A 23826-nucleotide genomic window follows, 5' to 3' on the forward strand; every position below is an offset into this window, starting at 1 on the left:
GAGCCTCTCTCTTTGAAGAGGCGAGAGGACGGGCTGAACGACCTCAAGTGTTGAAATGACGGGTGGCCGTGGGCCGTGATTGAGCAAATCGTCGAGGTTGCCGGGATGTGCTGCTGCTCCGCAAGTAGATTTTGGGCATGGGCAGCATCGTGCTGTGCTGCACCGGTTTGACGGCTAGTAGTACTCAGCAAACAGCTGGCGAGAAGACTACTTATCGACACTAAATTAGTTGCAAAGAAGGGCTCACAGAACTTAGGCCCTTCTTGTCTCAACAAACGATGGCTGAAGTTAATCAGTGCGGAGCTATTCGAAGTACCTCATGTTCGTGAGGTCTTCGATCAACCCCGGTCCGGTTGGCTCCCATCCCAGAATCTTGCGCGTCCACTTGCTCGAAACCGGCATGTCCAGCATCGCAAAGCGCGCGATATCCTCAGTGTTCACCAGCCTTGTCTGAAGAGATCGAAACTGCCGGCAGCTTCAGCCCATTGCCAGTTGTCTCTACGATGTCACTCCGTGACACGCCTTCTTCTTCCACCGCATGGTTAGGTCGTCATGCGGCCTGTCTTTCCAACAGCCAATCGATAAAGGAGTGCCACATCCGTTTACACGAAGCGCAGCCGGGCAGATCCGACATCACGATGACAGAGTAAATTTTCTTGCAGGGATCAATCTTATCCTCAGAGGTATCGACTCACCGCAACCCGCACAACTACAAGACAAACGTGTACCCGCAAGATGTAGACTGTGCTCTCGCAACGATCACCCGGCCGCGCCCGCCGGTTTCAGCTGAGAGATCACAAACGAAAAGCGTCTATCAGCATCAGTGCGCAGGACCTTCTCTCGTCTTCTGCTATCCTCAGCCCATTATCGTGTCTTTCTTGGAATCCATCCGCGACCGCATTCAAAGCAGCATCTGGACCACTGCCCGCAAAGAGCGCTTCGCATACTTTCGGTCCATTAAGCTGAGGCGCATGGCCCTGCTGTGCGCCGCTGTCTTTTGCCTCTTCGCATCCATAGGCTTCATCTCCAATATTCGTGGAGAGCATGCGACCGACCTTCTGCGTAGTTCAACTTCAGCGCTGCTCACGGGTGTCATGGGTGTTGTCTATATTGTGTTAGCCACCCGCAAACCCCGATACTTCCCGATCGCCATCCTGTCACAACTCGCTGTGATCAAAGCGATGCCATCTCTGCTTGCGGCCAGCGGTCTCGTCTGGACAAACCCCAGCTATCGTGAGGTGGTCAGCTTATACGCATCTATCGCGACCATCCTCTCAGCCCTCGCCTATACCCTGTTCTTCTACTTTATCCAGACCGAAGGTCGGCACGCCTTTCGCAGTCAGACGGAGTTGGCCCTCGCGCATACCATCCAGGCCACTCTCGTCCCCATCATCGATACCGTTGGTGTCGGATTTCAAATCTACGGTGTGTCGATCCCCAGCGATAAAGTCGGGGGCGATCTCGTAGACCTCGTAACGCTTCCGAACGGATCAGCCGTCGCCTACGTGGCGGACATTGCAGGCCACGGTCTCCAGGCAGGCATCCTTATGGGCATGGTCAAAGCAGCCGCCCGCACAAGCCTGCTGAACCTTCCCTCGCCACAAGCTCTCTTTACCAATCTCAACCAGGTGTTGCCGAAGGTGAAGGAGGCAAACATGTATGCCACTTGCGCTGCGATTTACATTCAACCCTGCAGTGGCGCCGGATGCAACATCGAGTACGCCCTCGCCGGGCATCCTGCCATCTACCACCTCGCCGCATCGGGAAACCCCCACCCCCGGCTCGCAGATGAGCAACTTCCACTCGGGATTCTGCCCCATGCCATCTATCGCAGCCAGGTCGTCCACGCCGACTGCGGTGACCTGCTCGTCGCCACAACCGACGGAGTTCTTGAGACCGCAGGGAAAGATGGCGTCGAGTTCGGCACAGACCTCTTTGAACAACTCCTTCTGGATAGCCGCGATCTCTCGCTTCACGAGATCGCACACAGGATTCTTACCGCCGTAAAGACGCTCGGACCGCAGGAAGACGACCGAACGCTCCTCCTCATTCGAATTCTATGAAGGCAAAGCTTCTGAAATGAAAGATCGAGTGTGACGAATCGTTTGACTAAATACCGTTGCTATCCGCTAAGTTTGAAGATTCTCCAATACGCTTTTGAAGAAACTGCAGCAACGCGGCTCAGGAGCGATGAAGAATATTGCGATCATCAGGTCTCAGGTAATAAGCTTTCGAGTCACCGTAGCGAATCGTACATCGATTGAGACTGTATCTACTGATCCGTGAGAGCTTAGCGTTTCCCATAATGCGCCATTTCACAAGTTGGAAACTCTTGTATTTGAAGGCTACCAGCACATTCTGTATAGCAAATCGGGGGAACATCCACCCGTGTTCATCCCAATGGGAAGAACCGCAACGAAAGAAGAATTAGAATTTTCTCCTCCCTTTCCGATACCTAGGCATCTCAGAATTACTCTCCTCTAACGACAAATGATTTAGCCTAACGAAGTGATTTTTCGATTCTTTATGTGCAGGGCGATATTGTTTCATTTACGCGAGCCGATGCTGGCGTTCCTTGAGTTCCAGAAGGAGCGCCTCGATCTTGTCAGTACGGTCGAGTGAGTCAAAGCGCTCCTCAAGTGTTTCTGATGAAGCGGCAAGCAAGACGCGCGAGGCGTGATTGCGAGAGTCAGCTTCGTCGACGGCGGCAACCAAGCGAGCGAGCGTTGCTTGAGCCGAAGCCGTCTGCAGAGCGCTCTGAGTTGTAGCTGCTTTGTGAACCGCCCTGCTGCGACGAAGCTGTGCGCTCAGAAGATCAACACGGGCCTGCGTCTCCGACAGCTTCTGCTGCAGGCGATTGTAGGCAGCACGAAGGGCTTCCGTTTCAGCGGTCTGCTCGGCATGTTGCTGCTCGAGCGCTTCGGCAATTCGCTGGGTGAACAGTGCCCGCTCCAAGGCGGCGCGAGCCAGATCGTCCTGCTGTTTCGAGACAGCAAGTTCAGCCTTGCGCAGCCATTGCGTGTGAAGTTCCTGCTGTGCAAACTGCTTCTTCTGTAAGAGATGTTGATCGGCGATGGCGATTGCCACCTCAGTCTTGATCTGCATGAGTTGATTTTCCATATCGAGGACAAGCTGCCGGGCCAGCTTCTCTGGATCTTCAGCTTGAGCGAGGAGATCATTGAGGTTGGCGCGGAGAAGTGTCGAGACGCGTTCCAGTAGTGCCATGGCAGAGCTCCCTGGGGGTTTTCTGGTTGAGGAAAGAGGCGAAGAGGCGCCCTGAGAAGGAGCGGCGCCCCACGTGATTACTTGGAGTCCTCGGCATCGACGACGCGAGGCTGCATTGGCTTTACGTTAGCCATGAGGTCGGAGATCTTCATACCACTAAGAGCTTCGAAGAGCGCTGGCACCTGGGCAGCGATGCGTGTCATGTCACCGGTCAGCTTGTTGACACCGGTGTGTTCGTCGGCTCCGGTTGAGACGATGGTGATCTTATCGATCTTTGATAGGGGCTCAGCCATCGCACGGACGACCTCGGCCATGTTGCTGATGAGTTTGTCGACGACCGCGGCCTGAGTCCACTCCTGGTAGGCTTCGGCCTTGACGTTCATCGCCTTGGCTTCGGCTTCGCCCTTGGAGAAGATGATGTCAGCTTCGGCAGATCCCTGAAGTCGCGTGACAGCGGCCTGTGCCTCGCCCTGAGCGCGGGCCGCAGCAGCGTGGCCTTCCGCTTCAATGGTGATGCGAGCCTTCTCTGCGGTTGCGATGTTCTGGATGCGACGTGCTTCGATCTCTGAACCTTTTAGAACAGTCGAAATGAGCTCGGCTTCATGCCGCAGGATCTCGGCTTCCTGCACCTTGACCTGCTGTTCCTTCTCGATCTGAAGGACTTTGACCTGTGCTGCAACGACCTGCTGCTGCATGACATTGGTCTGGAGCTCGTATGCTTTATCGGCCTGCGCCTCCTGACGACGCGATTGCTCTGTGTATTGCGCTTTTTGGATTGCCAGATCCCGTTCGGCTTCGGCCTGTTTACCGAGCGATGCTGTCTCGGCGATCACACGATCCTGGTCAGAAGCTGCACGGGCAATTGCCGCCTCACGAAGTGCGTTGGCGCGGCGGATCGCTGTATCGCGCTCGGCTTCAGCGGTCGCAATCTCGGCATCACGCTTGATACGGGCTACGTCGGGACGGCCCATGTTGGTGATGTACTCGTTCTTATCGCGCACTTCGCGGATCGTAAAGCTGACGACCTCAAGGCCCATCTTCGACATGTCGTCCATGCAGGTAGAGCGCATGCGTTCGGCGACAAGCTCTGGCTCTTTCACGATCTGCTCGACCGTGAGTTGGCCGATGATGCCGCGAAGATGACCCTCCATGACGAGACGGATCAGGGACTCGCGTTGGTCAGGCGACTTCGAGAGAAATTGCTCTGCTGCCGTGAGGATGGATTCGTTGTCCGATCGAACTTTGATTTGTGCGACGGCCTCGACAGTGACAGCGACACCTTGCTTGGTGTAGAGGTCCTGCTGGGGTGCGACATCGAAGCTCATAAGCTCGAGGGTGAGCTCACGGTACGTCTCAATGACCGGAAAGATGACTGCCGCACCGGACTTGATCACACGGGCCTTACGAAAACCGTAGACGATAATGGCCTGGTTGGGAGCGGCTTTGCGGAACATCTTGCCGACTGCGAAGAGCAGGGCAAGTACGGCGATGACACAAAGACCAACAACGATTGTTACGGGGGTTAGCATGGTCGTTCCTTGTAAAGAGCAGGTTAGGGGTTAAGAGTGAGACTGCGCCGTTGGCGAGATCAGGAGAGGTGATGCTCAAGTGGAGTGACATACGCAATGCCACGCACATAGCGAAGTACGATCACTTCGGTGCCGCGCGGAATTAGTATTCCTGTTTCACTACGGGCTGCTGCGGAGCGACGCGTATCGAGCTGCGTGAAGAGTATCTCCCCGGTTCCGTCGTCGCTACGAATGGTGTCGGAGACGCGAGCGAGAACACCCTCCATCCGCGTGTCCTCTTCCGAGAGGACACGCTCGCGCGGAAGCAGGAACTTGAAGAGAGCAGCGTACAACAAGGCTGCCGCGAGCAGGCCCGCAACAATCGCCAGAAGCAGGACCACGGAGGTCATCAACGGGCTGTAGTTGTGGAGCAGGTAACCAGCGCCGCCAAACCAGCAGAGGAACGCCGGCAGCGTGAAGCCGTTGAGAGCCGAAAGATAACTTTGGTGGCTGGAGTGCAGATGCCCGGTATGGGTGTGGCCGAAGTGGAGACGGCCTAATCCTGAAAAGGCGGATATAAGGCTGAGGACGAGACCGAGAACGAAGCAGATAAGGTAGAGCGTGTTCATTTCACAGACTTCTTTCTGGAGACCGGAGAGGCTTTTTTAGCGGTCTGAGTTATCGGCGCAAGTACTGCACCTAAGCGATCCACCAACGCAGGCGTTTTGAGAATGGACTCAAGAAGAAGCAGGCAGCGCCGCGAATCTTCATACTGAGCGAGAGCGAGCAAGGCTCGACAGAGGTCAGGATCACGACGGCCAAAACGATCAGCACCTGCGACGAGCCATAGATCCAGCTTATCTTCGAGAACCTCAATCGTCCGTAGCTCGGACTGGTAGTTTTCGGGATCTTCAACGAGGTAGCCCGGGTGAACCTTGAAGAACTTCGCCAGTAGAAGGCGAGTCGTATTCGTCAGGTGAGGACGTGCACCGGATTCGATCTGCGAAAGATAGGACTGGGAGATCCCTTTACCTTTTGCCTCGGCAGCGATGGCGCGTACGAGTTCCTGCTGTGTCATAGCGCGATCAAGGCCGCGCAGTGAGCCCTCCACTTCGCGGAGGTAGCGTATCTTGTCTGAGAGCTTCATGAGCAGAATTGCCTCTATTGCAATTCGCAATGATGATATCACAAATTGCAATAAGATCGGTCCAATTCATGAATCGTCGTTAGCTGACTTCGTGCAGCCCACTAACTTTCCCACAGATCATTGCAATGAGATCAGACGATTACGATCCCATAGCTCTAGTAGAAACAGTGGAAGTGAGTGCCTATACCGCGGGCTCGGCTAGTACCGCAGCATTCGTACCAAGTGAAATATCTTCTCGTTTGTGTCCCAACCTGACGGCAAGCCTTTCGAGATGCTTCCATCGTTCGCGCAGTTTCGTTGGCGCTACTCTGCCCTTGGTCCCAGCCTGCAACAGCCACTCAGGACCGCTTCTCTCCCCGTCAACATGGGGCAGCAAGCGTCGAAACACATGTCAGAGGCGCAACGGGAGAGAACTAAGTGTGGAGACCTGCAGTCGTTATAGCTTTAGTCTTTACACGGTCATGTGTGGCTCATAGTGACGTGGACATAATTTGCTGGACTGAGGATTTTAGCTCTCGAAATCAAATGTGAGGGCCACGATCCACAGCGCTCCGATAGCTCTGAATTCGTGTGATCTGCATCCGGCGTTTTTAGAGACTCGCTGACTGACCAGTCAGCATCGAAATTCTTCCGAAGTTTGCTTTCCAGCAACTCAAAGTTTCAAGAGTCATGTTCTACCACCACCACCTCGTGGTCGAGGACAGATTTGACACCGAACTGGACCCAGCCGTCCTGTTGATGTTGCAGCAGTGTTATTTCTTTCGATACCGTGAGAAGCAGCCGTTTGCAGGTCACCCTTGAAGGCAGCTTTATTCGCACCACAAAGGGACCAACCGGAATAAGTTCCTCAACAGGAGTTCGCCATGTGCCTGCGCTTGTCAGGTTAACTAGGTGCAGAATGAGACGGTCGTGCTGGCGATAGAGATGACAGTCGATCAAGCCAGGGCCTTTGACCTCAAGTGGAATAGCACCTTTCGCGGCCCAGCGGACTACGTTGCCAAGCAAGTCACCATGGTCGGGAATGTTTTCCTGTTCGTAGCGACGATCGATGTCGGTGGGCAGGTAGACGATTCTGGCGTTTCCCTGCTCTCGAATAATCAAGCCGGGGACGCTGGTGCGTGGCGTGCGCATCCAGGAGTTCTCCGGCGGGTACACCGGAAATGCCGGGACAAAGGTTAATAGCACGGTCGCGTCCTGCGCTGGCTTGACCTCGTGAAGGATGCCCCCGAACGTCAGAATATTGGTGCCTTCGAAGCCCTTCAACACTGGGTGGCGGGCTGCTGAGGTGGCAGGTTCGTCGCCGTGGCTTGGGCCGTCGACATCCTGTCCGACGTCGGGCGTCAGCCGCAGATAGCTGTGGTCCAGCCCGGATACCCTATGCGGGCCGTCCTGCTTTCCTGTGTACTTCGCTCCGAAGACATCGCCCAGGGCAAAGTCTGGCCGCCGGTCGCCATACTGGTCATAGAGGCTGGTTTCGTCGGTAGCGACCAGTGATCCTCCTTTTCTGACAAAACTTCGCACCGCTTCCACCTGTGAGTTGGACATGGCTGCGAGGTTTGGAAGAACCAGCAGCGAGACCTTGCTTGCGTCGCGATCTATGTTGTCGGCGTGAACTGCAAGGTACGGTATGCGGGCACGGATCAATGCTTGAATCATGCCGTTGTATGGCGCAAGCGCCAGGGCATCACCGTCATCTCGACCGTACCACTCGAAGTTGCGCTCCGAATACACGACGCCGACCGTGGCAATCGGTTCTCGGTTGATCAGGTATTGTTCATGTTCTGCATACCATCGGAAGAACGGTTCCATGACCCGGAACTGGCGCCGATCATCCTGGTAGCCGCCCACATGATGCCACCATGGTGCGATGCCGCCCGCTACGCCGTCCACCATCCACATGCGGACTTCGGGAATGGGCCGCGCCGCCTTTCGTGGCCCGTAGGTCGCCATGCTCTCCGGTGCAATCTTGTCCCAGCCGCCAAGTCCGTGGACTCGCTTGCCGGTGTCACCATTTTCTTGGAATCCCCCGTTCAGGCCGGTGCCTGGCGGTCCGAAGCCGCTACTGGCGCGCCCCTGCTGGTCCATCATGATGATGTCAGCCCGCTCGCAAAGTTCTTTCATGTCCCGAAAGGTGCTGGCGGCCTGAACAAAGTTGCCACTTAACATGCCGCTCCAAATACAGTCGGCACCTCCCGCAGCTTTGGTCGTACTGGTGAACAGATCCCAGGTCTCCAAGCGTCGTTTGTGGCTCCACTCGATCCACCTCCGGTACACCGGATTATTCCAGTCCTTCCGAAGCGGTAGTTCCTCTCCACTGGCCTGTCTGAATTTAGTCTTGCAGTTGACGCAGTAACACATGCTCTCTCGACCCTGGCCCGCCCAGTGGTTATCCGTAAACCCGTCGGGCTTCTCGTGGGCGATAATCTCCCGCAGGATTTTGGGGATGTATTCCTCGTAGTACGGACCGTTAATGCACGTTGTATAAAGTGCTACATCGTCACCTTCTGCCGGTGCTGTACCCACGGTCGGATCACCTGCCCGACCGCCGGACACGTAAGGCTTGCCTTCCGCAGTCATCGCAAACCAGTCCGGATGCGCTTTGTAGAATGGCTCAAATGCGCTTCCGCAATCCATGCGGGCGAAGACAGTGAGCCCATCAGCGCGAGCCGCTCTTACGAGATCCCCATAGAGATCGCCGCCATTCAATAATTTTGCCTGGTGATGCAGTGGATCCTTGCTGGGGTAGAAGGCCACAATGCCTCCGGCGTTTATCACCAGACCTTGAACCTGCGTGCGTCTCCAGTAGCTCCGCCACCATTGCAGGTCATAGTGAAGCGGGTCTTCTTCGTTTAAGTTGATCTGTCCCCATCGATGTGTCCGCTTATACCAGGGCCCTGCGGTACTTCGTGACCTCTGGCCACAGGTCTCCCCCGGCAAAAGTCCCCGCACGCTAACTGTCATCGAGGCTGCCGCTGTCATCCTGAGAAAATCCCGTCGTGACTCCATCTCGATGTTTTTCTTCAACGACTTGACGACGACTTCTTCGCTCTTCGCTTTCATGACCACCCATCATCTACCGAACATTCAGCTTTGCCTAGAATCGTTTCAGCTCTATCGCTCTGCATGAGAGAATCGATAGCCGGAATAGTGAGCGTCTAACTTCCAGCCATGCACCCTATAATCCGATGCGCTTGGTGAGTGGGATACCGCTTGCCTTGGCGTAGTTCCGCTACTAGCGTGCGGATGGGACCATGTACAGGACAATTTGGTAAAGATCATTCGAGCTAAGGTTGGGGCAGACCCCCCATGCCGTGACCCTAACTATCTTTCGCTACTTTGATCGCGAACGAGCAATTCTGCATCTACCCTCCAGATGTTGAAGCAGGCGCCATCCACGCACACCTAAGAAAGCTTTGATCGCGCCTGCCATCTAGGTTGCTGGACTCGATTGGAGATCCTTCGTCTAAAACTCTCCATGTACCCGAACGCTGAAGAGATTCACTGGCCCGCGATCAGAGTTGAAGGCAGGATTAGTTACATGTTGATAGTCTCCTGAAAGCCAGTAGGACTTGTGATAGTTGACACTGTAGAAGACATCCAGCGCTGTTTCGGGTGCCGGTGAGAGGTGTCCATCGCCGACGAAGCCATCGATACCGCCAAGCCGCAGATAGTCTGCATGCTCTCCCGAGATCCAGCCAAAGTTCATAGCCGTACCAGTAACATCTCTAGGCCGCTTCCAAAGAGAACCCTTGGCCAGCACCCCAAAAGCAATGGACCGATCTGTTGACGTGTAAGCATCTACCTCAGTCTTGCCGTCCGAATACATCCCGCGTCCAAATACACCGATATCTTTTGCAACGTACTGCTCGCCAAAGACACCAATTCCCTTCTTTGCATTTGGCTTGCGAGCCCAACACAAATCTGGAGCGGTGTCGTTACCGGATCCATAATTGAAACTGGTACAAGTCGTTGCATTTTTGAACGGATCTGACTGAAACGCCGCGATAGCGTCGCTGAATCGACCTATATTCTCGTGATTTCGATACGCCAGGACGCGCAGACTTCCGTCGCGGCCGTGTACGTTGTGATCGTGCTGAAACTCGATCTGATCGCCGTAGTACTTGAACAACCTGAAGTCGATGGACAACTGGTTGGGATCTTTTGGAGGGGTGATGCGCCCATACCGCACCGACCATTTGTCCAGAAATAGCTCCGTCACAGCGCCCCAGGAATAGCCGCGCGCGTCGGAGGCGAAGTCGTAAGCGGCGTTGGTCAAGAAGGCCAGATTGAACAGACCCTGACGTGGATCGATTCCAAAGGAGTTCTTATCGAAGAAATCTAAAATGCTGAAATTACCTGCTTCGATGACCAGTCGCCTGCTTCTGTACGTCTTCCCCAACTGTTGTTGGCCGGACTCCGCCTGGACTGAATCTCCTCCGAATTCAAAGGTTTGACGAAGGTACGAACGCGATCGATAGAGGGTTGGAGCCTCTGCTCCACCTTTCTGAAGTTCGAAGTCCTGGATTGCGCCGCCAAGACCCTTCAGGTTCGACAACGGACGCTCGGAGATGAGTTCAGGGACAAAATAGACCTCAGCACCCTTCCAGAGACTCGCCCCTACGTATAACGTTGCAGTTCCGGTGAAGCTTTGTTCCGCATTCGGAAGAAGTGAGTTCGTGCTGCCGTTAGCATTTGTGTACGGGGCTTTGAAAGCCTTTTTCCACGCGTAGATGTAAGTGAATTGCCCGTAAGCGTTCCAGCGCTCATTCTTCGTATCGTGACGGCCACGTTTCGAGAGATATCTCATGAAGGTCGGCTGTTCATCGGAAGACTCGGGATCAAACGATGTGTCCTGAAAAGTGGCATCGGCGCTATCGAGCGGTCGCCGTGTAGATCGCATGAAATCAAGTGGCAGCAAAGCTGCAGTAAGTGCCTGATCCTCATCCAGGAAGCGCTCGGCTGCCAATGGAAAACGTGCAAGCGGAGCGTCTGGGAGCGCAATAGTTGTCTGAACTTGGGCAACCGAACTGAAAGGAAGGATTAGGCTACTCCCGAGAACCGCAACAACAAGCCTCAACCGAAGGAGGAGGCTCCTTTCCCTTTCGAGAAATTGGGCAATGCGAGAAGCGATGTTCATCCTGGCTCTACTTTCGGCAGTGATTTAGATAAGCTTGGATCTGGGTTGGTCCCGTATAACTTACCAAACAGACAACACAGGAAGATTACGGATGGGTTTCGAGGGCATGCTGCTTCATCTCGAGTTGTTGGAAGATATGTAAACAAAGCGTGGGCTCAGCAGTGGGCGCACACGAAGGTTGCCACATCTTTCGACGAAGCAGCCGAAGCAGATCGCTAGTTGTGGATGACTGAGAACAGCCTTCGATCCACAGTCCGTTTGCCATACGAGAGGTGAGGAACGGTGAAAACGCTCCTTGTTGGATGGCTGCAGTGAAAATCCCGGAGTCAATCGCTACAGATATCCTGGCGAGGGGATGAGCAGAGTCTGGTGATCAATGCACCATGAGTTCAATCTTACCTGTCCACGTGAATACCACAAAGGTGTTATCCCGAAGCCGACCGGAGCCACGCTTCCATCTGCTCGTGACCGACAAGCCCTGGCTGTTGAACGATAGTACGGCCCCCTGAAAGCACGACGAAGTTTGGGATGCTGCGGACCTGAAAGCGAGCGGACAGTTGAGGATTCGCCTCCGTATCCACCTTCAGCACGATCGCCCGACCGGCCATGTTGGCAGCAGCGCGTGCCACCTCCGGAGCAGCGGTCCGACAAGGTCCACACCATTCCGCCCAGAAGTCGATAAGAATCGGCACCGTTGCATGCTGCACGATGTCGTCAAACATCAAAGAATCGGCAGCAAGCGGCTCGGCTAGGGGAAGAAGCGGCTTCTTGCAGGCCCCGCAGCGGCCGGTGCTGCTCAGATGCTTCGCAGGAATACGGTTCTTTTGTTTGCAATGCGTACATGTTCTGATTACTGACACAGGATGCCTCTTTGTGCGATTTACGTTGCAAATATTAGATGTTGCGCAGGACCAGAGGACTGTTTCGTTGAACCTATCCCCTATCTTGCCACCTTCTTACCGGTTGTTGCATACTCGGTTGGTCGCAGAATCGCGAAGTGACATACCTTTCCGACCGAGAGACCTTTCAGAAAAACTCTTTCATCTTATTAGTGTTTGCGATCTGCAACTAAAACCAGCCTGGAAAGCACGACGATGTTCAGTCTGAAAGCTCGCAGACGCCGAATCTAGTTACAAGAATCGCAGCAAGAGAGCAGCTTGTCAGGGAGACATTTTGACCGTCATATTTCTGAGCCGGTTTGATTTCAACCGTTTTGCCATAGCACTCCGGTTGGCCTCACACGGGGCTTTGGTTGCGATCGCCACGTCAGCCGGCATCGCTTCCTTGTCAGGTCAGACACCCGCCCCCGCATGGAGAGGAGTTGTTGAAGATGCTCCGGCTCACCAGATTGCGCAAGCAACGATAGCTTTGAATGCTGGTAACGAGCATAAGACAGCGACGACTACACTCGATGGAGCTTTCGTCTTCAACTCACTTTTGTCGAAGACCTACTCACTGACTGTCGAAGCAAATGGCCGCACCTATCGCACGCCCACCACGATCAAGATCCCTGCACAGGCGGCGTCGGTCATCCTTATGCTCCAGGCTGATGGCACGTTGATCGTCGGAGCAGAAGAGGAGAAAGCCGCTGTAGGTGGCGAGCAATTGACCAGCAAGGCCGTAAGTGAGATCCCCCTCAACAAACGCGACTTCAGCCAACTGCTCCTGCTCGCAGCTGGTACAGCAGCCGATTCAAGCGGAGCCTCTAATTTTACGCAGCAGTTCGCCATCAACGGCCAGCGCGGAGTCGAAGCGGTCTTCGCCCTCGATGGAGCGGACAGCAGCGATCCGGAGCTGGGCGGGGGCACCTTCACCAACCTCAACGTGGACGCCGTCCTCGAGCTACAATCCCTCTCCGGCGTCATGCCCGCAGAGATCGGCCGCGGAGCCTCAGGCTTCACCAACATCCTTACTCGCTCCGGCACAGACAGCATTCACGGCTCCGTCTTCGAATTCCTCAGGAACTCCTCGCTCGACGCCCGCAACTACTTCGACCATCCCTCACCCGCAAGTCCCGGCCGCATCCCGCCCTTCAAACGAAATGAGTTCGGCTTCACCAACGGCGGTCCGATCATACTTCCCCACCTCTATAACGGTCGCGGCAAGGCCTTCTACTTCGTGGAGTATCAGGGCTTCCGGCAGGTGCTCGGCACCACCCAGGTCTTCGCCGTACCGACCATGCAACAGCGGGTCGGTATGGACACAACCGCCTACGCCGGCGACCTCCTCACCGTACCCGTCGACTCGGCCATCGCCAAGGTCCTCGCCCGTTATCCCCTGCCAAATCTTCCGTCGGGCACCTTCGGCGCAAACACCTATGCCACCTCCTCAAAGGTCACCACTAACGCTGATCAGTTCTCGCTCCGGCTGGACTACCAGCTTGGGACGAAGGATCATCTCTTCGGCCGCATCACCTTCGACAATTTGGACGGTCCCATAACCAACCCTGACCAGACTGCAATTGACCCAAGCTTCGGTGTTGAGTATGTCGACCGGCAGCGTAACGGTGTCGTCACCTGGATCCACACTGCCTCCCCGCGCTTCACCTTCGAGACCTCCATCAGCGCCACGCGCACCACGCCATCCTTCCCCACCACCAACCAGACCGATCCCGCCATCAAGTTCAACGACGCACTCTTCGAGCCCTTCAACGCTCCCGGCGGCTCCGTCACGCGCGCCTTCGGCAACCTCTTCCACGGTCGGGAGAATGTCTCCTTCACCACGGCAAACCACGCCCTCAAAGTCGGATTCGAGACCCGCCTGAACCGCGACTCAACCTACTTCGGCATCTCTCCCAACGGCGAGTACGACTTCGGCGGAGGCACGGCCTACGCCCGCACCGAGATCAAGTCGCAGAGCGGAACGCACGACGTCCACATCGGCGATCCCCTGCCCGATACTCTCTCCGCGCTCCTCTCCGGAAGCCCCTTCGCCTACACCCGCGCCGTGGCACCCTCCTACTTTTCCAACGGAGAGAACATCGGCCCCGCCTCGGATAATCGCAGCGGCTTCGCAGCCTATATACAGGACGCCTGGAAGGTCACCGACCGCATCGTACTCAACTACGGCCTCCGCTACGAGCTCTACACCGCCATCTCCGATCGCGCCCGCAAGACCTCCGGCTTCTATCCCGCGCCCAACGGAGGACAGCAGTTTCTCGTCAATCCGCAGCCCGGCTACAAGAAAGAGATGAATAACTGGGGTCCACGCGTTCAAGTTGACTATCGCTTCTCCGATCGCTTCCGCGGGCACGCAGGTGCAGGTCTCACCACCATCCCCCCAAACATCTGGCAGGATAACCAGCTCACCGGCGCATTGCCCTTCGTCGTCTACCCCCGCGTCACCGCAGCCGTCGGCGCACAAATCCCCTACGGCTTTCAGATCACCCCAGCGCAACTGCCACGCGTCTATACCCCCGCCGGCGTAGACATCTTCGCCAGCGGACGATCGAACGATGTTCCCGCGAACACCGTCCTCGATATCGACCGCCTCGAACGAGACATCGCCTCGCTCTCCGGGCAGCCCTCGCCGCTTAACGTAAGCGCCATCAGCCGAGGTTTCGGCAACGCCATGCTGGCCACATGGTCGCTCGGTCTCGAGCGCTCCATCGGCAATGTCACCGCATCCGCAAACTACGTCGGCACCACGGCCTACAAGCTCGCCCGTAACTCCTTCCCGAACGCCTACCCCGGAGCCACCGCAGCCTTCGCGCGCTTCACGCAGTTCAACGCAAGCGGCGCTCCCGTTGGCGGCTTCGGCACCGAAAGTGAGATCACGCCGACCTCGCACTCCAGCTACCACGCTCTCCAGCTATCCGCCGCCGGGCAAACTCCGCACGGGGGCCCCGGCATGCAGGCAAGCTACACCTGGTCGAAGTCAATCGACGACACCAGCACAGTAGCCGGAACCTCCGCAACCAGCACCGTAGGCGCAATCGCTCAAGCCGCTCCGCAGAATCCCTTCGACACCCACTCCGAACGCGGCCCATCCACCTTCGACGCCACCCATTCCTTCTCGCTCAGTCTCACGCAGGAACTCCCCATCCAGAAGCTCCCCTTCCTCGATGAGATCAACCGCAAGGCGACAGAAGGCTGGCAGCTCATCAGCATCTCCAGCATCAGCAGCGGAACGCCCTTCACCGTCTACTCCGGCATCCAGCAAACTGGAGCAGGATCAGCGAATGCAGACCGCCCAGACCAGATCGCGCAGCCCACCCTTTCGACAGCGCGCGCACGACATGAAGACTACTTCGGGCGCGGCGATAGCAATGGCACCTTCTTTTCTATACCTATCGGAATCGCGGGGGGCACCGGCCCGAATCTAGGACGCTTTGGCACCCTTGGGCGCAACACCTTTCGCGGTCCCGCCTTCTACAACTTCGACATGTCCCTGGCGAAAGACACTCCAGTTGGCAAGCGTAAGTCTGGCAGCGAACTGGTCAACGTCCAGTTCCGCGCCGAGTTCTTCAACATCTTCAACATCGTGAACATGGGGCTTCCGTCCAACACGATCCTCGGCTCAGGCTTCGGCCTCATCAACCGAACCGCAGGAAGCTCTCGGCAGATCCAGTTTTCGTTGAAGGTCGCTTACTAGCCTGTTTAGTGACGCGTGGCAGCATAGACGTTGGTGTAGATAAACTGCGTGCCAATGATGAAGAGCCAGATCCAGAGGGCGAATCGCAGAGGACGTTTGGGAATCCACTTAGCAGCGATAGTCCCGAGAACAACTCCGAAGAAGCCGCCGATGACCAGATGCTGAAGAAGGAGCGTGCTGGTTCCATGAAAGAATCCATGCGCCCCGCTACCTACAATCGAGAGCACAAACCCAAACACAATATCCGTGCCGACAACCTGCGCGGGTGTCAGTGGCGTTAGCCCAAGCAAGGCAGCAGAGCCCAGCGCACCCGCACCCGCAGACGAAAAGCCTACCTCTGCACCCACCGGGAACATCAGGAACGGCAGTAGGCGGCTACGATCTTTCCGCTCACCTTCAATCCGAGCCGGACGAAACGAAAAGAAGATCTGCCAGAGAGCCGTAAACACCAGCACTCCACCGAGCAAACCATTGAGAACCAGTTGAGGACCGTGGATGTCCAGATGACGCAGCACAAGCGAGCCGATGAGCACTCCCGGCAGACCACCCAACACCATAAATCCAAGCACTCGCCATGACACCTGCTTACGCGCGATCTGCGACGGCACCAGAACCAGCTTCACCGCGGCGGAAAACATCAACCCCGTGCCCACGGCGACAGACGCTGGCACGCCGAGGAACAGGATCAGCAGCGGCGTCGTGATGGTGCCGGCTCCAACTCCCGTAAGAGCGATAAAGACGGCGATGATGAATCCAATGACATATTCCATGAGTCTCGATTCTGTGAAGCTGCCATCAGGTCAGCCGTTCGGCGCGGCCTGGATGTGAATACCACATTCGACCTTGCGGCCCGCCCAGCGCCCGGATCGAGGATCGTTAGGATCGGTCGGGATGGAGGTACATGGCTCGCAACCGATGCTAGAGTAGCCAACGTCGTAGAGCGGTAGCAGCGGAATGCTGTAACGACTGCAAAGCTGCCACACATCACGCGTCGTCCAATCGGCAAAGGGACTGAGCTTGCGAACAACGATCCCACTCGGCAGCGTGAAGTCAGCGACCTCTTCAAGAGCTGCCCTGCTCCTAGCCTGTTCTCTGCGCAGGCCCGTAAGCCAGACCTTGTACTTCGCAACAGCCGCAAACAGCGGTTCGACCTTCCGCAGAGCACAACAGCGATCCGGCGCAATTTGGTGCAGAAGCCCATGCTCAACCTCCTGCTCGGGAACGCTTTGCGCAGGAACAAGATTGATCAGGTTCAACTTCCAATCCGTAGCAATACGGTCGCGATAGGCGTAAGTCTCGGCGAAGTGATAGCCAGTGTCGAGGAAGAGGACAGGAATCTCAGGGCGCAACTCACGCACCAGATGAAGCAGAAGAACGTCCTCAGCCTGAAAGCTGCAGGTAAGACAGGCATCTTCTGCACCTATCTCAACACTAAGCTCATCCTCGAGTAGCGTCTGCACATGCTGAAGTCGTTCCAGTAAAGGAGCCTCAAGGATCGCGCGAGGTTCTGAAGCCGGAACTACCGAAGGCTGAGTCTCTGAAATCATTTAAGGTCTCCTCGCAGAACGCCCTGGGCTTCAAGAAAACGAAGTGAAGCTTCAGTTCCGGCAGCTTCCACCTCTGCATCGCCGACAGCAATCGTGCTCACAGACGATGGAACATGCGTGAGCACCAACGCTCCAGCTTCCCTAAGCGCCGAGATCAGACCGATCTCGAACGATGCAGGTCGAACCACAAACGCGCCACGAGCAAACAACGCGCGCTCAACCGCATCCGCACTCTCACCCGATCCGGTAATGTGAACATGAGCACCCGCATGACCCCAGCGCGTAATGCGTTCCTCAGCAGAGACCGGCGTCGTCCGCGGCTCCTTGTCCAGATCTACCTCGCGAATCATCCCAGCAGCAACGGTCGTGTTGCTCACAGGGTCTATGAGCACAAAGCTCCCAGTCACCCGATTCGTCGCGTATCGATCCACGCTGAGTGGTTGCACCGACTCGATCTCGACCAACCCGATGCCGTTCAGCTGCAGCGTAACCGCCGCCTGCTGTTCGAGCGTAGCGACATCGAGCCGATGGACAACCGCCACAACACGCGCCTGCACCGTACGGCTCGTATGCTTCAACAGATAGCGCCGCGTCAGATCGAGTGGCTGCTCATCCATCCACACAACGGACGCACTAAAGCGGCTGGTCGTCGTCGCCGGTGATTCAGGCGATACAAGCAGATCGCCTCTGCTGATATCCAACTCGTCTGCAAGCGTCAGCGTAATCGATTGAGGCGCGCATGCTTCTGCCAGGTCACCATCAAACGTGACGACGCTGCGAACGGTGCTGACCCGCCGCGACGGTAGTACCATCACCGCATCGCCCGGGCGAATGGTGCCCGCGGCAATCTGTCCCGCAAAGCCACGAAAGTCCTGATCCGGTCGGAGTACCCGCTGCACCGCCAGCCGAAAAGGATCCGTAATTCCAGCCTCCGCCGCAGGTACACTCTCCAAAAGCTGAAGCAGTGAAGGTCCTTCGTACCAAGGCATCGCGCCCGTGATTCGCACAACGTTATCCCCGGCAAGCGCACTCACTGGAACGAAGTAGAGATGCGGCGGCCGCAGTTCGCCTAGCTGGTCCATAAACGCGGTAAACTCCGCGCGGATATCGTTAAAAACCTGCTCGGCGTAGTCGACAAGATCCATCTTGTTAACCGCGACAAGTATGTGCCGAACCCCAAGCAGAGCCGCAATGCAGGCATGACGCCGAGACTGGATCAGCACTCCCTTGCGCGCATCGACAAGCACAACGGCAAGCGATGCTGTCGACGCACCCGTCGCCATATTGCGGGTGTACTGCTCATGCCCAGGTGTATCCGCAATGATGAACTTGCGTCGCTCCGTAGAGAAGTAGCGATATGCCACATCGATCGTGATCCCCTGCTCCCGCTCCGCACGCAGACCATCGGTAAGCAGCGCCAGATCAAGAACACCGACCCCGGTCGTCCCCTTCCCCTCAATGGAGCGCACCTGATCGTCATAAACGTTTTGCGTGTCGTAAAGAAGCCGCCCAATCAGAGTCGATTTGCCATCATCCACGGAGCCCGCAGTCGAGAAGCGAAGAAGATCGCGCAGAGGCTCATCAACCTCATCCCGAGAAGCGAGCGGTGCAGACACTTCAAGTTCAAGTAGAGTTTCAGGACTCGCCATTAGAAGTAGCCCTCGCGCTTCTTGAGTTCCATCGAACCTTCCTGATCGTGATCGATCGCACGATTCGCCCGCTCCGACGTACGAAACGAAAGCAGCTCCGTAATGATCTTAGGAAGCGTATCCGCATCCGATCGAATCGCCCCTGTGCATGGACTGCAGCCTAGCGAACGCAAACGACTGCGCACCATCTGCGGCTTTTCTCCCAGCATCCCTACGAAGCTCTGTTCGATCGGCTGCAATGAATCACCACGCACATACATTGGTCGCTCTTTGGCAAAGTAAAGATCAACGATAGGAATGTTCTCCTGCAGGATGTATTGCCACACATCCATCTCTGTCCAATTTGACAGCGGGAAGACACGAATCGATTCACCCGGATGAATCCGCGAGTTATAAAGATTCCAAAGCTCAGGACGCTGATTCTTCGGGTCCCACTGCCCAGCCTTGTCGCGAAAAGAGTAGATGCGCTCCTTCGCTCGCGACTTCTCTTCATCGCGCCGAGCCCCGCCAAACGCAGCCGTAAAGCCGTAGTGGTTCAGCCCATCGAGCAACGCCTGGGTCTTCAGCAGTCCACAGCAGCGCTTCGTATCAAGCGCAATGGGATTCGTCCCTCCAGCAATCGCAGCCTCGTTCCGCCACACCAGCAACTCCGCTCCAACCTCGGCGGCCATGCGATCACGAAACTCGATCATCTCGCGAAACTTGAATCCGGTATCGATGTGAAGCAAGGGAAATGGAATCGCCGCAGGATAGAACGCCTTCTGCGCAAGGCGAAGCATCACAGACGAATCTTTTCCAATAGAGTAGAGCATCACAGGACGTTCGAACTCGGACGCAACCTCCCGCAGAATGTGAATACTCTCAGCTTCCAGAAGCTGAAGATGCGTGAGCGCCGGTGCAGAAGCAGCCATAAAAACATCCGTTCGTAGTTAGGAGATGAAACCTGTCCCAGGATGCTGGACTAAGGCTTGATTTGTTGAAAAAATAGCTAAGGGGACTAGCGCAACAAGGTACACGCCGACTCAACATTGTGTGGACAACAACAACGGAGCTGGCGTGGGAGGCACATGTCTAACTAGAGACTAACAAAAGCCCGGTAGAGCAGCAAGCGCAGCAGGCCCAATCCTCGACGTCGCGTCACTCAGCCACTAAGTAGAAATCTTTCCCTGTGCTAATATTTTCTCTATGGTTCAGACCTTCCACGATGCCGCTCACGGCTGTTGTTGTTGTGAAGCAGGTCTCTCCATTCGCTGCCCTCGCAGTTAGTTTCTCCATCCTCGACAGTAACCCGCCTGTCAGGAGCTACACACGTACCCACCTATCCATGCAATCCCCATACTTGACCAAACTCCGGCAAGGCGTCACCACAGCTTCTTTCCTTGAAGCATCGAGCCCTTGTTGTTGTAGTTAGATTTCCCAGCCATCGCACCCACCTTCAGTTCCTTCCCAACGCATCTACTTATTCCTCTCATTGCTGGAGAATCTTCCCATGTTTCGTTGCGCTGCTGTCTTTGCCGTCCTTCTTACAGCCACCTGTTCCTACGCACAAATCGTCGGCGGAACCATCAGCGGTCGAGTCCTCGACTCAGCAGGTGCCGTCCTCCCCAAGGCCCAGATCACCATCAGAAATCAGGAGACCGGCGGCGAGCGCCACCTCGTCTCCGACGCCGCCGGAGCTTACGCCGCACCTTCGATTCCAGTAGGCGTATATACCGTCATCGTCAGCAGCGAAGGCTTCGCACAGCAGACCCAGACCGGCATCTCCCTTACCGTCGGCCAGGCCACACGCGTCGACATCACCCTTCACCTCGGCAATGTCGCCGAGCAGGTCACCGTTCAGGACACGCCATCAGTCGTAAACCTGTCCACCCAGCAGACCTCAGGTCTCGTCGACGAGCGTCAGGTGAAGAATCTTCCCCTGAATGGTCGATCCTACGATCAACTCATCATGCTCAACCCGGCGACGGTCAACTACACAGCCCAACGAAGCGGCTCAATCGGAACATCTAACTCCTCCGTAGGAAACATGTTTGCCGTCTCCGGCCGCCGCCCACAGGACAATGTCTTTCTCCTCAACGGCATCGAGTACACGGGCGCCTCGTTGATCAATGTAACTCCCGGTGGCACCAGCGGACAGCTCCTCGGCATCGACGCCGTCCGCGAGTTCAACGTGGTCAGTGACACCTACTCTGCGAGCTACGGCAAGCGTCAAGGCGCGCAGATCTCCATCGTCACCGCCTCCGGCACGAACAAGATCCATGGGTCCGGATACGAGTTCCTGCGCAACTCCTTCTTCGACGCCCGAAACTACTTCGACCAGGCGCGCATCCCTGAGTTTCAACGCAATAACTACGGCGCATCCCTCGGCGGTCCCATCCGCCACAACAAACTATTTCTCTTCGGCAACTACGAAAGCTACCGCCAGAACCTCGGCATCAGTGACGTCACCCTCGTTCCCGACAATGCCTCACGCGCCGCCGCCGTAGCTTCTGTCAAACCATACCTCGCACTCTGGCCGGTACAGAATGGCCCCGAGTTGGGCGGCGGCATCGCCGAAGCATTCTCCAGCCCCACGCAGCACATCCGCGAAGACTTCGGCACCGCTCGCTTCGACGCCAACCTGAGCGCACGCGACCTCCTCTTCGCCGTCTATACAGCCGACGATTCGACAGCCAACACGCCCACACAGAACCCGTTCTCACTCATCAATGAGTCGCTCCGCGAACAGGTCATCAGCGTTCAGGAACAGCACGTCTTCTCTGCCAGCCTCCTCAACACCGCCCGAATCGGGTATTCGCGAGCCAGCTTCTTTTTCCTCGGCAATGTGCCTTCTTCCATCCAGGCCAACGTTCCCGGCTTCATCACAGGCAAGCCCACCGGCGCCATTGTCATCGCTGGCTCTACAGCCTCGAACGGCTCGTCGCAGCTTACAGGCGCTGGTGGCAACGTCGGCTCGAACAACGCCACAACCCGTAATCTCTACACCCTCGACGACCACGTCTTCTACTCAAAATCACACCACCAGATCGAAGCCGGCGTATGGCTCCAGGCGCTTCAATCGAACGACAATCTCGCACAAAATCAGGATGGTCAGGCCTCCTTCGCCTCCCTCGCAACCTTCCTGCAAGGCACGGTAAAGACCTTCACCATTGTTCCTAATCCCACGCCGCTCAACTGGCATAGCTTCATGGGTGCCGCCTACATCGAAGACATCTGGCTTCCCACGCCACGACTCGAAGTTCGCGGCGGCATCCGCTTCGAATCCACCAACGGCTGGAACGAAGCTCGCGGCCGCGCCTCGCAATACGGCTTCACCAACGGCATCATCAACACCAGTCCCACCGTCGGCTCCTCTGCCCTTTCGAACAATCGTGCAAAGTTCCTCCCCGAACCCCGCGTCGGATTAGCCTGGAACGTCTTCGGCAACGGCAAGACCTCCCTGCATGCAAGTGTCGGCCTCCACCATTCCCTCCTTGATAACCTCAACTACCGGCTAGATCAGGCCGCGCCCTACAACACCACCCTCACCTACGCGAACGTACCCATCGCCACACCGACAATCGGCGCCCCCGGCCTTATCTCCCCCTCCAACGTGCAAACGGACCTGGCGACCCCGACAGTCATCTCCTACAATCTCGCCATCGAACAGCAACTAGGTTCCGTCACCTCGCTCACCGTCGCTTACGTCGGCTCTCACGGCTATCACCAGATCCTCTCCGAAGATCAGAATGAGCCCGCCGCTGTTGTTTGCTCACCCACCACGGCCTGCCCAACCGGCACCGCGACCGGCACCGTCTACTATCCTTCGATCATCAAGGCCAACCCGCTCGTCGCCAACACAACCTCGTGGACCTCCGGTGGTTCGAGCAGCTACAACGCACTTGAGATCGACCTTCGTCGCAGCCTCTCACGTAACCTGCAATTCCGCGCGAACTATACCTACGCCAAGAACCTGGACGACGGCTCAGCCTGGAACACCAGCGTCTCGGCGAACACCCCAGCCTTTGTCTCCTACCCTGCAAACCCGTCCCTGGACTACGGCCGAGCCGCCACGGACATCCGCCACCTCGCCGCCATCAACGCAACCTACAAGCTCCCCGTCGGCAAAGGTCAACTCCTCTTCGCATCCGCTCCTGCCCAGGTGGATCGTGTCATCGGGGGATGGAGTCTCAGCACCATCGCCGCCCTGCAATCCGGCTTCCCGTTCAGTCCGCAGCTTGGCTATAACCCCACCGGGTCCGGGGATACGCGCAACCCCGTTCGACCCAATCTCAACCCTGACTTCAAGGCCAACCTGTACACGCAGGGGAATACCGCCACTCGCGTCGCACAGTTCTTCTCGCCCGCAGCCTTCACCGCGCCTGCCTACGGCACAGTCGGCAATCTAGGCCGCGACACCCTCACCGGCCCAGGCTACACGGACTGGGATCTCTCCCTGCTCAAAAGCACACAGCTCAATGACCGAGCCCGCCTGGAATTCCGCGCCGAATTCTTTAATGTCCTCAATCACACCAATCTGCAGACACCGAACGAAGTTGTCTTCACTAGCGGCCCCACGCAGGGAAACGCAGCCGCACAGACAGCCCCAATCGTTCGAAGCCCAACCGCAGGCGTAGTCACCGCAGCCGCAACCAGCCGCCAGATTCAATTGGCTTTGAAGCTACTCTTCTAGCCCAATTCAGCCATACGATCATCCACAAAGCAGCATGGTGATAAGCAGCACAACGTCAGACCGCTGAAGCCTTTGTCAGCTGTTTCAAAACACTTCGAGATACCTCTCGCGATATTCTGCGCCAGTTCAAAATATCTAAATCCATGCGGGTGCTCGTCTTCACCTTCCCTCCATAACAGCCTTGCCTTGAGGAACGTCGGCCTCCAGTCGAAACGAGGTTGAGTTGCGCGAGGAGAACCCAAGAGGACCTGTAGAGAGGTGCGTGCAGCCTTGTTGCCTTGCTGAAAATTGTCAATCGCAGGATTCGACGTAAGCGCTGTACGTCCGGACCGAATGCCGTGCCACTGA

The 23826-nt window shown here is 56.6% G+C and carries 15 protein-coding genes; 3 read left to right on the plus strand and 12 right to left on the minus strand.

Annotation, left to right across the window (positions count from 1 at the left end; genetic code table 11):
- Positions 1-303: 303 nt before the first annotated feature.
- Entirely contained in the window at positions 304-441 is a 138-nt protein-coding gene (locus OHL20_RS20225) for a hypothetical protein (RefSeq protein WP_263385110.1), read from the minus strand.
- A gap of 530 nt (positions 442-971) precedes the next feature.
- On the opposite strand from OHL20_RS20225, the gene OHL20_RS20230 reads away from it, so the two are divergent.
- The gene (locus OHL20_RS20230) at positions 972-2063 is read left to right on the plus strand and encodes a PP2C family protein-serine/threonine phosphatase (protein WP_263385111.1); all 1092 of its coding nucleotides are present in this window, start codon (positions 972-974) and stop codon (positions 2061-2063) included.
- A 487-nt stretch (positions 2064-2550) separates the two neighbouring features.
- On the opposite strand, the gene OHL20_RS20235 is transcribed toward OHL20_RS20230, so the two are convergent.
- The 7 genes from OHL20_RS20235 to OHL20_RS20265 form a co-directional block, all read right to left on the minus strand.
- On the minus strand, positions 2551-3225 hold the full coding sequence (locus OHL20_RS20235; RefSeq protein ID WP_263385112.1) for a PspA/IM30 family protein: 675 nt from the start codon (positions 3223-3225) through the stop codon (positions 2551-2553).
- A gap of 77 nt (positions 3226-3302) precedes the next feature.
- Positions 3303-4754: a flotillin family protein gene (locus OHL20_RS20240; RefSeq protein WP_263385113.1), complete on the minus strand. Its 1452-nt coding sequence runs from the start codon at positions 4752-4754 to the stop codon at positions 3303-3305.
- 59 nt (positions 4755-4813) lie between these two features.
- Entirely contained in the window at positions 4814-5362 is a 549-nt protein-coding gene (locus OHL20_RS20245; protein WP_263385114.1) for a hypothetical protein, read from the minus strand.
- Complete coding sequence (locus OHL20_RS20250; RefSeq protein ID WP_263385115.1) at positions 5359-5880, minus strand: helix-turn-helix domain-containing protein; 522 nt, start codon at positions 5878-5880, stop codon at positions 5359-5361. The genes OHL20_RS20245 and OHL20_RS20250 overlap by 4 nt, the downstream gene beginning before the upstream one ends.
- A 660-nt stretch (positions 5881-6540) precedes the next feature.
- Positions 6541-8940 carry an alpha-amylase family protein gene (locus OHL20_RS20255; RefSeq protein ID WP_263385116.1) on the minus strand — a complete coding sequence of 800 codons (2400 nt, stop codon included), beginning with the start codon at positions 8938-8940 and terminating at the stop codon, positions 6541-6543.
- 403 nt (positions 8941-9343) lie between these two features.
- Positions 9344-10687 (minus strand): carbohydrate porin, encoded by a 1344-nt coding sequence (locus OHL20_RS20260; RefSeq protein WP_263385117.1) that lies wholly within the window; start codon positions 10685-10687, stop codon positions 9344-9346.
- Between the two features lie 755 nt (positions 10688-11442).
- Positions 11443-11877, minus strand: coding sequence for a thioredoxin domain-containing protein (locus OHL20_RS20265; RefSeq protein WP_263385118.1), 435 nt, complete (start codon positions 11875-11877; stop codon positions 11443-11445).
- A gap of 313 nt (positions 11878-12190) precedes the next feature.
- Here OHL20_RS20265 and OHL20_RS20270 point away from each other — a divergent pair, with 313 nt between their 5' ends.
- Positions 12191-15610 carry a TonB-dependent receptor gene (locus OHL20_RS20270; RefSeq protein WP_263385119.1) on the plus strand — a complete coding sequence of 1140 codons (3420 nt, stop codon included), beginning with the start codon at positions 12191-12193 and terminating at the stop codon, positions 15608-15610.
- A 5-nt stretch (positions 15611-15615) separates the two neighbouring features.
- Here the strand turns inward: OHL20_RS20270 and OHL20_RS20275 are convergent, their stop codons facing one another.
- Genes OHL20_RS20275 through cysD form a run of 4 tightly spaced genes read right to left on the minus strand, consistent with a single transcriptional unit; the run spans position 15616 to position 19717 of the window.
- Positions 15616-16380 carry a sulfite exporter TauE/SafE family protein gene (locus tag OHL20_RS20275; protein ID WP_263385120.1) on the minus strand — a complete coding sequence of 255 codons (765 nt, stop codon included), beginning with the start codon at positions 16378-16380 and terminating at the stop codon, positions 15616-15618.
- Between the two features lie 30 nt (positions 16381-16410).
- Entirely contained in the window at positions 16411-17157 is a 747-nt protein-coding gene (locus tag OHL20_RS20280; RefSeq protein WP_263385121.1) for a phosphoadenylyl-sulfate reductase, read from the minus strand.
- The gene (gene cysN / locus OHL20_RS20285; protein WP_263385122.1) at positions 17154-18806 is read right to left on the minus strand and encodes a sulfate adenylyltransferase subunit CysN; all 1653 of its coding nucleotides are present in this window, start codon (positions 18804-18806) and stop codon (positions 17154-17156) included. The genes OHL20_RS20280 and cysN overlap by 4 nt, the downstream gene beginning before the upstream one ends.
- Complete coding sequence (cysD, locus tag OHL20_RS20290) at positions 18806-19717, minus strand: sulfate adenylyltransferase subunit CysD (RefSeq protein WP_263385123.1); 912 nt, start codon at positions 19715-19717, stop codon at positions 18806-18808. The genes cysN and cysD overlap by 1 nt, the downstream gene beginning before the upstream one ends.
- Positions 19718-20295: 578 nt before the next feature.
- Between cysD and OHL20_RS20295 the strand changes: the two genes are divergently transcribed.
- Positions 20296-23478, plus strand: coding sequence for a carboxypeptidase-like regulatory domain-containing protein (locus OHL20_RS20295; protein WP_263385124.1), 3183 nt, complete (start codon positions 20296-20298; stop codon positions 23476-23478).
- Positions 23479-23826 lie beyond the last annotated feature (348 nt).

The organism is Granulicella arctica (assembly GCF_025685605.1).
In the GTDB taxonomy this organism is placed as follows: domain Bacteria; phylum Acidobacteriota; class Terriglobia; order Terriglobales; family Acidobacteriaceae; genus Edaphobacter; species Edaphobacter arcticus.